Origin of the sequence: Alcanivorax profundi (genome assembly GCF_003597125.1) — a bacterium.
Lineage (GTDB): Bacteria > Pseudomonadota > Gammaproteobacteria > Pseudomonadales > Alcanivoracaceae > Alcanivorax > Alcanivorax profundi.
On the sequence record NZ_QYYA01000001.1, the window covers coordinates 901,067 to 916,808 of the forward strand.

General features: G+C 59.9%; 13 protein-coding genes. 5 read left to right on the forward strand and 8 right to left on the reverse strand.

The window, feature by feature from the left end:
- Nucleotides 1–7 precede the first annotated feature (7 nt).
- Both D4A39_RS04230 and D4A39_RS04235 read left to right on the forward strand, forming a co-directional pair.
- Nucleotides 8–688 (forward strand): ABC transporter ATP-binding protein, encoded by a 681-nt coding sequence (locus D4A39_RS04230; RefSeq protein ID WP_102792391.1) that lies wholly within the window; start codon nucleotides 8–10, stop codon nucleotides 686–688.
- Complete coding sequence (locus tag D4A39_RS04235; RefSeq protein WP_158586918.1) at nucleotides 678–3,116, forward strand: ABC transporter permease; 2,439 nt, start codon at nucleotides 678–680, stop codon at nucleotides 3,114–3,116. Before D4A39_RS04230 ends, D4A39_RS04235 begins: the two co-directional genes overlap by 11 nt.
- Before the next feature lie 16 nt (nucleotides 3,117–3,132).
- Here the strand turns inward: D4A39_RS04235 and D4A39_RS17940 are convergent, their stop codons facing one another.
- Together D4A39_RS17940 and D4A39_RS17945 are read right to left on the reverse strand one after the other, a co-directional pair.
- Nucleotides 3,133–3,495 (reverse strand): MFS transporter, encoded by a 363-nt coding sequence (locus tag D4A39_RS17940; protein ID WP_233552402.1) that lies wholly within the window; start codon nucleotides 3,493–3,495, stop codon nucleotides 3,133–3,135.
- A gap of 37 nt (nucleotides 3,496–3,532) precedes the next feature.
- On the reverse strand, nucleotides 3,533–4,429 hold the full coding sequence (locus tag D4A39_RS17945; RefSeq protein WP_233552403.1) for a Bcr/CflA family efflux MFS transporter: 897 nt from the start codon (nucleotides 4,427–4,429) through the stop codon (nucleotides 3,533–3,535).
- Nucleotides 4,430–4,659: 230 nt separating this feature from the next.
- Here D4A39_RS17945 and D4A39_RS04245 point away from each other — a divergent pair, with 230 nt between their 5' ends.
- On the forward strand, nucleotides 4,660–6,567 hold the full coding sequence (locus tag D4A39_RS04245; protein WP_119917546.1) for a cation:proton antiporter: 1,908 nt from the start codon (nucleotides 4,660–4,662) through the stop codon (nucleotides 6,565–6,567).
- Here D4A39_RS04245 and D4A39_RS04250 read toward each other — a convergent pair.
- The 6 genes from D4A39_RS04250 to D4A39_RS04275 form a co-directional block, all read right to left on the reverse strand.
- Nucleotides 6,564–7,001 carry a MerR family transcriptional regulator gene (locus D4A39_RS04250; protein ID WP_102792395.1) on the reverse strand — a complete coding sequence of 146 codons (438 nt, stop codon included), beginning with the start codon at nucleotides 6,999–7,001 and terminating at the stop codon, nucleotides 6,564–6,566. The two genes, D4A39_RS04245 and D4A39_RS04250, sit on opposite strands and share 4 nt — an antisense overlap.
- A gap of 55 nt (nucleotides 7,002–7,056) precedes the next feature.
- Entirely contained in the window at nucleotides 7,057–8,019 is a 963-nt protein-coding gene (locus D4A39_RS04255) for a hypothetical protein (RefSeq protein ID WP_119917547.1), read from the reverse strand.
- A gap of 40 nt (nucleotides 8,020–8,059) precedes the next feature.
- On the reverse strand, nucleotides 8,060–9,625 hold the full coding sequence (locus D4A39_RS04260; RefSeq protein WP_119917548.1) for an FGGY-family carbohydrate kinase: 1,566 nt from the start codon (nucleotides 9,623–9,625) through the stop codon (nucleotides 8,060–8,062).
- Between the two features lie 2 nt (nucleotides 9,626–9,627).
- Complete coding sequence (locus tag D4A39_RS04265; RefSeq protein ID WP_119917549.1) at nucleotides 9,628–11,130, reverse strand: glycerol-3-phosphate dehydrogenase/oxidase; 1,503 nt, start codon at nucleotides 11,128–11,130, stop codon at nucleotides 9,628–9,630.
- A 5-nt stretch (nucleotides 11,131–11,135) separates the two neighbouring features.
- Entirely contained in the window at nucleotides 11,136–12,752 is a 1,617-nt protein-coding gene (locus D4A39_RS04270) for an FAD-binding oxidoreductase (protein WP_119917550.1), read from the reverse strand.
- Nucleotides 12,753–12,844: 92 nt separating this feature from the next.
- The gene (locus D4A39_RS04275) at nucleotides 12,845–13,666 is read right to left on the reverse strand and encodes a lysophospholipid acyltransferase family protein (protein ID WP_102792400.1); all 822 of its coding nucleotides are present in this window, start codon (nucleotides 13,664–13,666) and stop codon (nucleotides 12,845–12,847) included.
- Nucleotides 13,667–13,804: 138 nt separating this feature from the next.
- On the opposite strand from D4A39_RS04275, the gene D4A39_RS04280 reads away from it, so the two are divergent.
- Entirely contained in the window at nucleotides 13,805–14,470 is a 666-nt protein-coding gene (locus D4A39_RS04280) for a YiaD family glycine zipper/OmpA-like lipoprotein (RefSeq protein WP_022986387.1), read from the forward strand.
- Between the two features lie 177 nt (nucleotides 14,471–14,647).
- On the forward strand, nucleotides 14,648–15,739 hold the full coding sequence (ada, locus tag D4A39_RS04285; RefSeq protein WP_119917551.1) for a bifunctional DNA-binding transcriptional regulator/O6-methylguanine-DNA methyltransferase Ada: 1,092 nt from the start codon (nucleotides 14,648–14,650) through the stop codon (nucleotides 15,737–15,739).
- Nucleotides 15,740–15,742 lie beyond the last annotated feature (3 nt).

Sequence of the window (15,742 nt, forward strand, 5' to 3'; positions counted from 1 at the left end):
AGACAACATGAGCAATACAACTCCGGTTCTGAATGCCAAAAATGTAGGAAAACAGGTCTCCGGGCCGGACGGCGACCTGACACTGTTGCAGAATATCACGTTACAGGTAAATGCTGGCGACAGCCTGGCCATTACGGGCCCTTCCGGCTCCGGCAAGTCGACACTGTTGTCCTTGTTGGCCGGTCTGGATGTGCCCACATCCGGAGAAGTCCTGCTACAGGGCCAAGCCTTCAGCAGCCTTAGCGAAGACCCCAGAGCCCGCCTGCGCGGCAAGCATTGCGGTTTTGTGTTTCAGCAGTTTCAGCTGGTGGCTGACCTGAATGCCATGGAAAACGTCATGCTGCCTCTGGAAATCCTGGGGCGAGACAACGCCCGGGACATCGCCAGTCACTGGCTCGAGCAGGTAGGGCTTGGCCAGCGTCACCACCATTTCCCGGCGCAACTGTCGGGCGGTGAACAACAGCGGGTCGCTCTGGCCCGCGCCTTTGCGGTCTCCCCCGCCATCCTGTTTGCCGATGAACCCACTGGCAGCCTGGATTTTGCCAACGGTGACCATGTTGCAGACCTGCTCTTCCGGTTGAATCAGGAACAACAGACCGCTCTGGTACTGGTGACTCACGACCCGGAACTGGCCAGCCGTTGTCAGCGCACCTGCACGCTTCAGGAGGGTCAGCTCAGTGGCGAGTAAGCAACGCACGTCCGGCGCCTTCCTCAAACCCTGGCGCTCGCCCGCCTTTCGTATTCAGGCCCTGGCCATGCTGGTAGCGGCACTGGCAATGACCACTATGCTGTCATTACGGGACACCGTAAACGATCGTTTCAGTCAGCGTACCGCTGTTGCCCTGGGCGGCGACCTGGTACTGGAAGGCACCCGCTTCCCGGAACCTGCCCAGCGTGAATTGCTCGACACCGTGCGCCATGCCGAAACCGTGAATTTCGCCAGCGTATTGATTCAGGACGATCAGTTCCTGCTGGCGAGCGTCCGGGCGGTAACTCACAACTATCCTCTCTATGGGGAGTTGCTGATCAGCGATGACCGTTTTTCTTCGCCTTACGCTGCGCAACACGCTCCAGCCACCGGCCATATCTGGCTGGCGGGCCAGGCCCTTGACCGGCTTGGCCTGTCTGTCGGCGACAGCGTGACGCTGGGCAATCTGTCGCTCAATATCGAACGGGTGATTGTTCAGGAACCGGATCAGCAATCGGGTTTCTATAGCATGAATCCGCGTGCGCTGATTGCTATCGACGATCTGGAGGCCAGCGGCGTACTCGGCCCGGGCAGCCGCTATAAACATCATGTGCTTATCGCCGCGCCGGCAGCAGAGCACGAAAGCCTTACCGAGCGTCTTGAGCCGACTCTTCGGGTCGACCAGGAAATCGAAACCGCCAGGAATACCGAGCTTCGCCAGCGCGGCCCTATTCGACAAATGTTTCTCTGGTCACAGCTGGCCGTCATGCTGGTTATCCTGCTGTGCGCGGCCGCCATTTACCTCACTGCCAGTCATCGTGCCCGTCAGCAGCAGACACTCTGTGCGGTAATGAAGACGGCCGGGGCAACACAGCGTCAAATCGCCAGCCGATTACTCGGCGCGGATGCATTGGCGCTGTGCCTGCCTGCACTGGCGGGGGCGTTGCTTGCCACGGGTATCGGCCTCTGGATCAGTCAGACACTGGAAGCAGGCTCACACCTGCCCGCCGGTGCCCTGGTACAGGGCCTGATCGGTCCTGCCGTTCTGTGGCTGGGGTTTGCTGCGCCCACCTTATGGCAACAACTGCAGCGCTCACCGCTGTCTCTGCTGCGCGATGAAGCCGGGAGTACCGGCCAGGCCCTGCCCCTGATCATCGCCGTGCTCGCCCCGCTGCCCCTCGCCGCTCTGCTCACCGGCTCGCTGGCAAGTCTGTGGCCCTTGTTGTTAGTGACCCTGGTTGCGGCCATCGGCTTGCCCCTGCTGTTGTGGCCCTTGATTAGTGGTCTGGATCGAGTGATCAGCAAAGCGCCGTTAGCAGCTCGTCTCGCCTTCCGCCGTCTCAGCCGACGCAAGACCACCACCTTGCCATTACTGGCGGCACTGATTATTTCGCTGTCGGTACTGTCCATGTCACTACAGACCGGTAACCAGCTGCTGGGCCAGTGGCGAGCCACCTTGCCGGAGCAGGCGCCGAATTATTTCGTGATCAACCTGTTTGATAACGACATTGATGGTTTCAAAGGCTGGCTTGCACAGCACGAAAGCGCCGAACAACCGCTTTACCCTGTGGTGCGGGCACGATTGACCGGCTTGAACGGTGAACCGGTGCGTGAAGCCGTCACCAAAGAGCAAGACCGTGGCACCCGGGCACTCAACCGGGACCTGTCACTGACCGAGTCTGATAGCTTGCCCGACAGCAACACCCTGCTCGAAGGGCGTTTCGCCCGGCATGCAGGGGAAGTCACCGTGGAAAGCAAACTGGCGGAGTCGCTGGGGCTAAAAGTGGGCGACGCCCTGACCTTTACCGGCGCGGCTGCGCCTTTCGACGCCACCATCACGGGTTTCAGGGAGGTGGACTGGGAAAGCTTTGCACCGAATTTCTACTTCATTTTTGCTCCCGGCACGCTGGAAGCCCAGAGCCGGACCTGGATTACCAGTTTCTATCTGCCGGAATCGGAAGCCGGTGCGCTGGCAGAGCTGGTTAGCCGCTACCCCCAGATCAGTCTGCTGGATGTGAATGCGATCCTGACAACCCTGCAGGAAATCATACGTCAGGCCAGCACCGCGGCCTTCCTGGTGGGGGTGCTGTTGATGATTGCTGCCCTGTTGGTGCTGCTGGCTGCCTTGTTATCCAGTGCCGCACAAATTGGCAAAGACAATCAGCTGTTGATCATTCTCGGCGCCGGTCACAACCTGCTGCGCCGTACCACCGCCCTGCAGGCACTCTATCTGGGTGGCGGTGCGGCGCTGCTGGCGAACCTGATCCACCTTGCGGCACTTTGGCCTCTGGGGCAGCGGCTGTTCGATGGTGCGCTTCCGCTTTCCCCCTGGATGCTGATTCCCTGGCTCGCGCCAGCAATCCTGGCCACTCTGGCCTGGCGGTTACCGCCACTGAAACCCGCAGGCCATCAGGTAACCCGGCAATAGCCCCGAACCAGCGGGGTCAGCCCTCCGCGCTGGCCCCACCTTGCCTGGCAAGAAGCAGAAACAGGGCCATTGCCAGAAGGCTGCTGCCTGCCATCAGTGCGGTCATGGGGATCGGAGTACCGTCATGCAGCGTGCCCAGTAATGCCCCAACAAGGCCCGCCATCAGGAATTGCAGCGCCCCGTTGAGGCCGGTCGCCGCCCCGCTGTCACGTTCAAAGAGCGACAGGAAGCTGGCAATGCCATTGGGCATCACCAGCGCCATCATGCCGCACACTATCATGATCAGTGGAATCGCCAGCCACAGGGTCAAGAGGCCGCCAAGAGTGAGCAGTAACAGGCTCAAGGCCGCAACGGCCTGAATCAACAGCCCGGTTTTCATGATCGCCGCTGTCTCATACCGCCGCAGCAACAACACATTAAGCCGGATTGAGCGACAGCATGGCGACCACATTGGCGCCAAACGCCAGTGGGAACTGTTTGGAGCTCAGCCCGAAATGTTCCATATAAAGAAAAGCGGCATCGGTGATGAAGGTGAACATGGCGGTAAACGACAAGGCATTGGCCAGGATAAACCCCATGGCAGGGCCGTTACGCATCACACGACCGTAGGCAAAAAACAGGCGACGAAGCAGACTTTCACTGTCTGCGGAAGCATCCTGACGACGGACTGTGGGCAACAGAAAGACCACCATCATGAATACCAGAACGCCATACCCCGCCAACATGATGAAGATGCTTTTCCAACCCAGGGTGTTGAGCAGCAGGGAGCCGATGGCGGGCGCCAGCAACGGTGCCAGCAACATCACCAGGCCGATGGTGGTCAGAACCTGCGCGGCCTGTCGCCCGGTAAAATAGTCACGCACCGAAGCGGCGGCGATTACCACTGTGGCGCCACCGCCCAGAGCTTCCACAAATCGCAGCAAATACAACTGTTCCACCGTAACAGACCACGGAATCATCAGGCTGGCGGCGATAAACAGTACCAGCCCCGTACAGGCAACAGGCTTACGGCCATACTGGTCAGAAAAGGGGCCACCAAGCCACTGCCCCAGAGCGACGCCAAGCACATAGACACTGACGGAGATCTCCACATCATGAATCGGGACATCAAAGTGGCCCGCCATGGTCAACAGCGCGGGCAAATACGTATCGATGGCAAGCGGACCCAGTGCAACGAGGGTACCCAACATGATGGCCAGGCGGCCGGGGCTAATGGCGGACATGAAGATTCCGGAATTCGGAGACAGGGTCAGGGAAACAGGATGGTAGCGCATGTCAGGCAGAGGATCACGCAAACATTGAACCATGTTCATATTTATTTTCAGGCGACGATTGTCAACAGGCTCATACCTTTAGCGACTCAAAAACGGGTTGCCAGCACGTCCCGGTACTGTGAGTATTAGCGCGTCTAGAGGGAGATCACTCTATGTTGGACGCATTGATGCGCCCCTTGTCTTTGGCAAGCCATCGTCATAACACCGCCCATCGTGACGGTCGTTATCGGCCACTGATCTCCCTACCCCCTTCCTGAGACAGGACTTGCATGGATCTTAGCGTTTCTTTCCAGTTGGCCATCATCACGGTGGTCGCCTTCGCCTGCCAGTGGCTCGCCTGGCGGATCAAATTGCCTGCCATTTTGCCCCTGCTGTTGACCGGTCTGGCCCTGGGCCCCGCTACCGGTGTCCTCAGCCCTCAAACCCTGTTTGGTGACCTGCTGCTGCCTGGTGTGTCGTTGGCGGTTTCCATTATTCTGTTTGAAGGCGCCATGACCCTCCGGTTTGACGAGATCCGGGGGCTGGAAAAGACGGTTCGGCGACTGGTTACCTGGGGTGCTCTGGTCACCTGGTCTGTGGTGACCGTATCGGCATGGTGGCTGTTGAAGTTGCCGCTTGGGCTTGCCTTGCTGTTTGGCGCGCTGGTGGTCGTTACCGGCCCTACCGTAATTGTGCCGCTACTGCGTAGTGTGCGCCCGGTCAGCAGTGTCTCACGACTGCTGCGCTGGGAAGGCATCGTGATCGATCCGATCGGTGCGATTCTGGCCGTACTGGCCTACGAGCTGGTGGTCGCCACCGGGCAGGACGGTGCCTTGCTACATACCCTGTGGCTGTTCTTCCAGACCATCGCTGTCGGGGCGGCCATTGGTGGCGCCGTGGCACTGGCTCTGGCCGAACTGCTGCGTCGACATCTGATCCCTGAATACCTGCGCAGTTTTCTGGTGCTGTCCTTCGTGGTTGGCGAATTCGTACTGGCCAACGGCTTGAGTGAAGAATCCGGGCTGGTTGCCGTGACCGCCACCGGTATCGTCCTCGCTAACCGCAAAGGGGTACGCACCGACGACATTCTCCACTTCAAGGAGAACCTGTCGGTGATGTTGATATCCGGGCTGTTTATCGTGCTGGCTGCCCGACTGCAGATGGAAGAGCTGAGCAGACTCGGCCTCACTGCACTCGCCGTGCTGGTCATCATCCAGTTGGTCGCTCGCCCGCTGTCTGTATTGATCTCCACCGTGGGCTCATCGCTGAACTGGCGTGAAAAATCGCTACTGGCATGGATTGCGCCACGCGGCATTGTAGCAGCGGCCATTTCGGCCCTGTTCGCAGAGCGACTGCAGCAAAACGGGGTTGCCGGTGCGGAAATGCTGGTGCCTCTGACCTTTATGGTCATTATCGGCACCGTTGCCCTGCAAAGCCTCACCGCCCGACCGCTGGCACGGCTGCTGAAAGTCGCCGAGCCGGCCCCGCGCGGCTTCCTCATTGTCGGTGCGAACCCGGTCGCCCGTGCGGTGGGTGCTGCCCTGCAAAAGAACAACTTCCCGGTAACGGTGACTGATTCCAGCTGGGAATCGATCCGGGCCGCGCGCATGGAAGGCCTGGGTACGTTCTATGGTAACCCGGTGTCCCAGCACGCAGACCAATACCTGGATCTGGTGGGCTGCGGCAAGCTGCTTGGCCTGAGCCCGCGCCGTGAGCTGAACACCATGTCGACCATGCGTTATCGGCTGGAATTCGGCGAGCAGAACATCTTCAGCTTGCCCACGCCAAAGTCCGAGAAAGAGGTGAAACACGAAGTGGCGCCGGAACATCGTGGTGCCACCCTGTTTGGCCCCGAGATGAGCTATGCGCGGCTGGCCAGCCTGTTGAGTCAGGGGGCCGAAATTCGCAAAACCCGAATTACTGAAGAGTTCGACTTCGACGCGTATTTGAGCACCAGTGGCCGTCAGGTCTGGCCGTTGTTTGCCATTGATTCCCGTGACCGTATCCACATCTTCACCGCAGAAGGCAAACCCGAGCCCCGAGCAGGCTGGCACATCCTGGGCCTGGTGAAAGAAGACGTCGCCAAAGAAGAAGCCAAGGCTGAAGCACGTGCGGAAGCGGCCGCAGAACGCACCTCTTCAGACAAGGACAAACCGAAGGACGCTGGAGACAGCAAGGAAAAGGGTTTACCTGGCTAAGCCGGTGAGCCCTCGGGTCGTGTGGCTTCGTCGTCGCTAAAAGCATCGATGAGTCCGCAGACCCGGCCATCATCCAGGTGACAATCCGGCGCGCCCTGCCACTGGGCCATGGCTGCACGCATCCTCCCGCTCAGCGCTTGCAGCTCCTGAATACGCTCTTCGACTTCCTGTAACCGGGTTTCGATCAAGCTACGGACATTCCCGCAAGGTGTCTCACCCTGTCGCGACGCCTGCGCCAGCGACTGGATATCGGTCAAGGTAAAACCCAGAGAGCGGGCCTTGATGGCAAAACTGAGTAAGCGCAGATCTTCACGGTCGTACTGCCGGTAGCCATTACCGGGGTCTCGCTGCGGCTGCAACAGCCCGATATCCGTGTAGTGGCGAACGGTTTCGGTGGTGGTATTGGCCTGTCTTGCCAGGTCGGACACCCGCATATCGCTGACTCCTTCTGTGATCACCGGCCACATACCTGACCGACATGCTTCCCGGCTATTCCTCGCTCCAGTCACCCAATGCCTCGGGGACTGCTTCATCACGCCGCAGGAAGTACTGATGGATTGCAGCGGACAAGGTGGCTGCACCCAATGAGTCTGACAGGGAATCGAGAAATTTGTTTCCTGGCCCGTTGGAGACCGAGTCCCGGGATGCGGTCGCCAGAAAACACTGTAGTGCCACATCGGCTAACGACATGTTGTCCTGATGGTGTAGCCAGGTCGTCATCAGCATCGTATCGACCTGTGGACACATCTGCCGGGCCAGCGCCGCATCGCCAACCAGCCATGCCAGCCAGGGATCATCGCCCAGCACCTTCTGAAGCCCGGCAACGGTTTGTGGCAGAGAGGAAGCAGGCACCACCATCAGCTGCCACAGTGCAGGTGGCGTCGGCTCAATCTGATATTCCAGGGCGGTCTGCTCACAGGGCTGACCACTGCATTGCGCCAGCCACAGTGCCAGTGGTGCTGCCCTGCCGCCCGCTAATTGAGCGAGGGTGTCAGACTCCGGTGTCTTGCCGAGCGTCTCCAGAAACGCTTTCCCGTCATGACTACCCAGCCAGCGCCGCTCGGCGACCAGACCCGCCAGTGACAACCCGGTCGTGTAATCGTGCAGATCTTCCAGCCGATACTCTCTGCCGGGAACACCGGTAATACGAATGAAGCCTACCCGGCCGTCGGCAAAATGCAGCCGCACCCGGGCGGCAAAACGTTGCCCGTTACTGTTGTAACCGGTGATGGCAAAACGTTGAAAATGGCTATCGGCAAACAACCGTTCGAGGTCCACGCCGGGCAGCGTTGTCAGGGGATGATGGGCAATCACGGGAGCCAGCCCACCGTTGGCAAGCTCCGCCCGCAACGCCTTCAGGGTGATATCGCCAGCGCCTGACGCCTGAGTCGAGCTTGCCAGCAACACCGCCAGCAATAGCAGGCACCCACGTTTTACGCCAAGGAACATCATCGAAGCCCATCCCACAACCGGTCTGGCACAGACTACCGACTCAGAAGCGCCGCGGGTACCCGGTTATCTGCCGAATCGAGCGGTACAACGGTGACAACCGGTCGTAGAGACGCCGGTAGACCTGTCCATAGAGCGCATCGTAGGTACCCGCATACTCCGCCCGGGGCTCAAAGCGGTCACCGGTACGGGTCATGGCAGCCACCGCCGTGGCGTAGTCCGGGTGTAATTTCATCGCCACGGCGGCGTTGATCGCCGCCCCAAGGCCCGATGTTTCGGTGGTATGGGGACGCTCCGCCGGTAACCCGAAGATGTCTGCGGTGATCTGCATGATGGCATCACTCTGGGAGCCCCCTCCGGACACCTTGAGGGTGGTAACGGGGACCTTGTTGCGTTTTTCCAGGCGTTCCTTGCCTTCGCGCAGGGCGTAAGCGATGCCCTCAATGATGGCTCGATACAAATGCGCCCGGGTATGCACATCACCGAATCCGATGATCGCCCCTTTCGCTTCCGGGCCAGGAATACGCACTCCGGGGTTCCAGAAAGGTTGGAGCATGAGCCCCATGGCGCCAGGGGGTGACTCGTCAAGAAAAGCGTCAAACAGCGTCTCCGGGGCAACACCGAGGGCATCGGCCTGTGCCACCTCGGGTTGGGCAAATTCGCGCTTGAACCAGTTCACCATCCAGTAGCCCCGCTGAACAATGATCTCGGAGTTGTAACGCCCGGGCACGGCGGCGCCGTAAGCCGGCACGAAAGGAATCGGCTCGACAAAGCGTGCATTACAGGTGTTAAACGTGGCCGTGGTGCCATAACTCAGGTTGCCCACCTCGGGGCTGAACGCGCCGGCCCCCAGGACTTCACAGGCCTTGTCGGCGCCACTGGCAACCACCGGCAGTCCTTTCGGTATGCCGGTATGGCGACTGGCTGCAGCGGTTACCTCACCCAGAATCTCACCCGGTGAGACCAGCTCGGGTAGCTGCTCACGTGTTACCCGCAGGGCCTTCCATTTGAAATCATGGGCGGCTGCCCACTGGTGGCGTTTGTAATCATAGGGAAGGTAGCCCACCTGCGAGGCGGTACAGTCCTTCACTTCACCGGTAAGGCGGTAATTGAGGTATCCGGATAACAACAGGAAATGCCGGGTTTTGGCCCACATCTCGGGCTCATCCACCGCCAGCCAGTTGCATTCGGCCTTGGAACGGAATTGCCTGAGCGTCTCCTTCTGCCCCAGCAGGTTCACCGGGGCCGCCATCCACCAGGGAAGATCCGGGTAATCGGCCGTGCGCCGCTGGTCCAGCCAGATCACCGCGGGGCGTAGCGGACGCCGTGTCCGATCCAGGCAAACCACCGACGCGCGCTGGGTGGTCAAAGAGACCGCAACAACCCGCGACTTGAGGTCCGGATGCGCGCTCCACAATGCTTGGCAGGCCTGGCCAAGTTCTTCCCAGAAATAATTGGCATCCTGCTCAGCCCAACCGGGTTGAGCCGATACGTAGGGCTCAATATGACGCTGGGATTTGGCGACCAGCTCCCCTTGCGCATCAAATAACATCGCCCTGGCACTTTGCGTGCCCTGATCCAGCGCCAGCAGCAAGGGGGTCTCGGTCATGCTCAGCCTGCCATCCGTTCCATGTCCGGGAGCCCGGGAACCCCATAAAAGCGTTCGTGCAGGCCCAGATAACGCTGAACTTCCTGCTCCCAGCGGTCGTCGTCCCAGCCGAGGCCTTGCTGGATCAATGCACGATAGCGATCAAGAACCACCAAGCCCGCATTCGGCTTGATGAGCCCCAAGCGCGTTCGTCTCAGCATCAGATCGTCAAGATGCACGACAGACTCATTGTCGAGCAGCCACTCGATGAAACCCTGATCATCCTGACTGGCATGCAGGAAATGCTGTACCGCTTGCGGGGCATTGTCCAATGGTTGATACATGGGCTCGCGGGTTTTCTGGCCCGATCGATGCGCGCGGGCGTCGATCAGCCCGGTTGCCAGCAAGGCATCCAGGGCGATCAGCCGGAATGTGGTCAATTTGCCACCACTGACGGTGACAATGCCATCGGACTCCCAAACAGCATGATCACGACGTTCCTTGGACGGATCGACCCCTTTGCCCGAGGCAATGACCGGCCGTACGCCGGCAATGGTGGCGTAGACATCATCACGGCTCACTGTCACGTCCGGGAACTGGGTGTTGATGAGTTTGAGCAGATACTGGAGTTCCCGCTCGCTGGCACTGGCTTCGATGTCCATGTCTTCCGGGTGGTCCAGATCGGTGGTGCCCACGCAGGTGACCCCTTCCCAGGGGAAAACAAACACTGGGCGACCGTCGTCGGGGTGCATGACCGTCAGGCAATCGCTCACGGGAAGCCGGGCGGGATCAATAAACAAATGACTGCCGCGTAGAGGTCGCACACGGGACTCACTACCAGACAGTCGATCTGCCCAGGCTCCCGTCGCATTGATCACATGGCGTGCCTGCAAGGTAGTAGTGCCACCATTGACCCGATCCGTCACGGAAACCTCAAATCTCTCGGCCACGCGCTGCGTGCCTGTCACCCGGGTATAGTTCTGGGCCAGCCCACCATGCCGTGCCGCTTCCAGCAAGGTCCGCATCACCAGACGGCAGTCATCAGTGAGGGCATCGGTGTAACTCATGGCCCCGGTGAGGCCATCTGTGTTCAGGCCCGGAGCGCGCTTTTCCACTTCGGCCCGGTTGAGATAGCGGTGATCCCGAATACCGGCGAGGAAATCGTACAACCAGAGAATCGCTTTCATGGGCCAACGGCCGGGGAATACCCCTTTCCTGAGCGGAAAAAGATAGGTGGCACGTTCCACCAGACCGGGCAGTTCCTTGAGCAGACGCTCGCGCTCGAGCAACGAATGCCGGGTAAGCCGGACATCACCCTGGGCGATATAACGGAGCCCGCCATGAACCATTTTGGACGAACGGCTGGACGTTCCCCAGGCATAATCGGTCTGCTCCAGTAGCAGGACCTTGAGGCCACGCCGGGCAGCCTCCAGCAAAATACCCGCCCCGGTAATTCCGCCACCGATGACCAGCAAATCCCATTGCTGTTGTGCCAGTTGTTCCAACGGTTGCCGCTTGCCCAACATTGTCATCATCCCTGTTTGTCTGTGACGTCTGAATCCTGAATCAGGCAGCCCGGATTCAGTCTCTGCTGCGGATCAAAATGGCCGATAAGGCTGCGTATTGCGGCCATGCCTTCCTGCCCTTTTTCATGGATCAGCCAGGGCGCATGATCCCGGCCGACGCCATGCTGATGGCTGATGGTGCCGCCATTGGCAACGATGGCCTCGCTGGCAGCCTGTTTCATGGCTTGCCAGCGAGCCAGTGTTTCCGGGTAGCTGGCGGAACAGCGGAAGACATACGTGGTATAGATACTCGAACCCTGCGGGTAGAGATGCGACAAATGGGTGAAGACGTGCACCTGCTCACCGTCACCGGCCTGCTCGCGAACCGCTTGCTCCATGGCCTTCATGGCCGGGGTCACCTGCTTCCAGTTTACCGCTGTCTCAAAGGTGTCGACCACGTAGCCATGCTCCCAGAGGCCGTGTCTCAGATACGGCGAACGGAACCGTGATTCTTCCCATTTTTTGCCGAGCAGCGTTCCGATCACTACCCCCCCTGCGCCTCGGATGCGTTGCCTGGCTGCAGCCAGGGTCTGGCGACTCTGGCGCCGCTCGCCAGTGACCCCAAAGGTGATCATGCACTTTTCATCGCCACAACCGCGCAGGCCCAGATAGCGATGCAATACAGATACCAGTTTTTCATGACCGGCAAGCATCAGGTGGCTTCGGGTCTCTTCCGGGTTGGACACACGCAGCATCGACAGGGGAAGCCTGGCCTGGGTCATCCCCCTGACAAGTTCCACCGCAGTGTCCCAATTCGGGGCAAAGGCAACGTGAAAGGATTCGGTTTCCGGCAGTGGGGTAACCCTGACCTTGACCTCGGTGATGATCCCCATACGCCCTTCAGAACCGAGGATGATCTCGCGGATATCGGGACCGGCTGACGAGGCCGGGATGGCAGGAATCTCCAGGGTGCCACGGGGTGTCTCCACCTTGCCCCCTGCGAACATTTGCTCAATACGGCCATAGCGCATGGATTGCTGGCCACTGGAACGACTGGCGACCCAGCCGCCAATGGTCGACAGCTCCCAAGACTGCGGGAAATGCCCCAATACATAGCCCTGCTCTCGCAGTTGCTGTTCTACCTGCGGACCCGGGGTGCCAGCCCCAAAGGTGGCAATCTGGCTCTCACGGTCCAGCTCAACAAGCCGGTTCATGCGCGCCAGTGACAGGGTCAGCACCGGTTTGCTGGAAGGCTGGGGATTGATATGTCCTGCCACGGAGGTCCCGCCACCGTAGGGGATCACCACGACATCGTGCTGCTCGGCCCAGCTGAGTAGCTTGCGGACTTCCCCACTGGTTTCGGGTTCTGCTACCCCGTCGGGAAAATGCCCAAACTCGCCCGAACGCATGGCAAGCCAATCGGGGAGGCTTTGACCGCGGGCATGGCGGACGCGAATTTCCGGGTCGGTGCTGACAAGGGGGTGAGCGGCAAGACGGCTAGCCGGAACCTGATCCAGCACGGACTGCAGTTCTGCGTCAGGCAGCGGCTCGGCCCTGCCAAGGCGCGCCTGCACAAAGCGCAGCCCAGAGGGCTTCAGTGGATAATTATTGGCGCTGTCGCCCCAGCCATTCCAGCGTCGCATGCAAATTCTCCAAGGTTTTTCGCATGTTATCGCTGTTCGGCTCCCCTTTCACTGGCGCTGCGGGACAGGGGCATGGACTATTTCGGACACACTTATTTGAGCAGCCATTTGCGTACACCCCGACGGCGGGCTCCGGCCCTTTGCTCCTCAAGATCGGCCAGCATGGACTCGATAGACGCAGACACTTTGTCGCGCAAGTCCCAGCACGCGTTCTTGTCCCCTTCCCTACCTGCATAGTCAGTGGTGGGGATCGGTTTGCCAATCTGAAACCAGAGGGGTTCAGGCTTGGGCAGCAAGGTGGGGCCCAGCCCCCGGCTCAATGGCATGAAGGTGTCGCCATCACGCAAAAGATTGTCCACGGGCTTGCGCTTGAGCAGCCATTTGCCCAGCCGTGAGCGTTTGAAATCCTGGCTGTCATAGAGAATCTTGTACGTCATGTCGCAGCCCGCAGAGGCAAACGGGATGATGTCATAACCATGCTGGATGGCCATCCGGGCAAATCCGGTCCGTTGCTTCCACACCAACTTGTGGATCTCGTCCTTGCGCATGGCCACCTCACGAGCACCACCGGGGAACACCAGCACATGCTGACCCGATTCCATCAATTGGGTGCAATTTGCCGGTGTGCCTTCCACCGCGCCCCAACGGGTCAGCAGCTTGCCCCAACCCGGCACATCAAAATGCAGCCGGTCACCCAGTGCGCGAGGGAAAACACCCGTCTGGCGATAGAGCTCGAGCACAAAAAGAGGGGAATCGATCAGGCCATACAGCCCGTGGTTACCCACAAACAGCGCCGGTCGCTGGGCATCAACATTTTCTGCCCCATGCAAGACCGGGGAAAAGTACCACTTCTGAATGCGCAGAATGCGTTCCATCAAGGCAACGGGTGGCGGGGAAAATGACGAACTTTTCATCCAGGGTCCTGTCTTTGTCAGTACCGATTGGCAAACTTGAGACGCGGCACTTTACCAGCTTTTACACGGTCGCTATGGTTCATTGAGGACTAAAGCGTTAAAAAAAACCAATAAGTTATGTATTCCAAGGGAGTTTTCATGAAACGTTTTGCGGGTTCGCTGATTCTTGCCGGCACCGTTGCTGTCACGGGCTGTAGCACCATTAACCCCTACACCGGAGAGAAGCAGACCTCCAAGGCCACGTCCGGGGCCGCAATCGGTGCAGTGGCCGGTGCCTTGATCGGGATTGCTACCTCTGACAGCGCCAAGGAGCGCAAGGAACGCGCACTGGCCGGTGCCGGCATTGGCGCCATCACTGGCGGCGGCGTCGGTTATTACATGGACGTGCAAGAAGCCAAGCTTCGCCAGAAACTCGAAGGGGCTGGGGTATCTGTGACTCGAGACGGCGAGAACATCATTCTCAACATGCCGGGCAACTTGACCTTCGCCACCGACAGCACCAATGTGAAATCCTCCTTCAGCCCTGTTCTGGATGCCGTGGCCGAGGTACTCAAGGAGTACAAGTCCACCATGATCCAGGTCGCGGGTCACACCGATAGCACGGGTGGCGACCGCTACAACCTGCTGCTCTCCCAGCAGCGAGCCCAGGCCGTGGCCAATTCTCTGGCGGGCTTTGGTGTCGAGCAGGTGCGCATGGATATTGTCGGCTTTGGCGAAACCCAGCCGATCGCCAGCAACAGCACCGCCAGCGGCCGTGAACAGAACCGCCGCGTAGAGCTGACCCTGCTGCCCTACACCGACTAAACTAACGATTCGCGGGCAGGCCCAGGCTTGCCCGCTTCTCTCTTGCATCATCCCCCCCTTCCTCAGCACGCCCTCCACTTATTCGACTTTGACGTACCTTTGCGGATGTTTTTCGAGGTGACCGGCGGCAATATTGATACCCTATCAATGCAATGCGGTTACCGCGGAGAGCCTCAGATGTCCCCCAACCCTGCCAGCGTTGACGCTCCCGTGAGCGAGCTGGACAACCTGCGCTGGCAGCAGCTGGAAAGTCGCTTGCCTGGTACAAGTTTCGTTTACGGCGTGACAACTACTGGGGTGGTGTGCAGCCCTGGCTGCCCTTCCCGCCTCCCGCGCCGTGAGAACGTGAGATTCTATGAAGACATCCGCGGAGCCCTTCAAGCGGGATTTCGCCCGTGCAAGCGCTGCCGCCCCCTGGACAAGGTGGGGAGGGATCTGGGTGCGCTGTTGGCACGCGTCTGCCGCAATCTTGAGGGATATGTGGTGAGTGGTGCGGACGCCGCGATTGCTGACGTGGCAAGTGATGCCGGCATGGCGGAAGCCACCTTGTTACGCCACTTTCGTAGCGTGACAGGACTGACTCCGACAGAGTACCTGGCCGCGATTCGACAATGCCGGCTTTACCCGGCGCTGGCGAAGCAAGGCTCCGTACTGCAGGCAGCAACTGAAGCCGGATACGGTTCTGCCAGCCATTTTTATCAGGACGCCCCACGCCTGACAGGCATGCCTCCCGCCAAACACCGCAAGGGCGGCAAGGGGGAACAGCTGACCTTCGCACTTGCCAGCACCGAGCTCGGCGAGCTGGCGGTGGCCGCGTCTTCACAGGGCGTGTGCTGGATTGCGCTGGGAGAGGATCCCGGGGTATTGCTCGATGAGTTTCAGGACCATTTTCGCCACGCCACCCTATTGCCACCGAATGACGCGTTCAACCAACAGATTGCGGCGGTCTGCCAGCTGGTTCAGCATCCGGAACAACCTGTGACACTGCCTCTGGATATCCGGGGCACCGTATTTCAACGTCAGGTATGGCAAGCCCTGCAGGCCATTCCTGTTGGCATGACCCTGGACTATCAACAACTGGCAGAGCGGATTGGCAGGCCCACCGCCGCGCGCGCGGTTGCCCGAGCCTGTGCGAGCAATGTGCTGGCCGTGGCGGTCCCCTGTCACCGGATCATCCGGCGAGATGGCGGGCTGTCGGGGTATCGGTGGGGCGTGGAGCGCAAAGCCTGGTTACTCGCCCGGGAGAAAGCGGCGCCAGAGGGAAACTGAAGC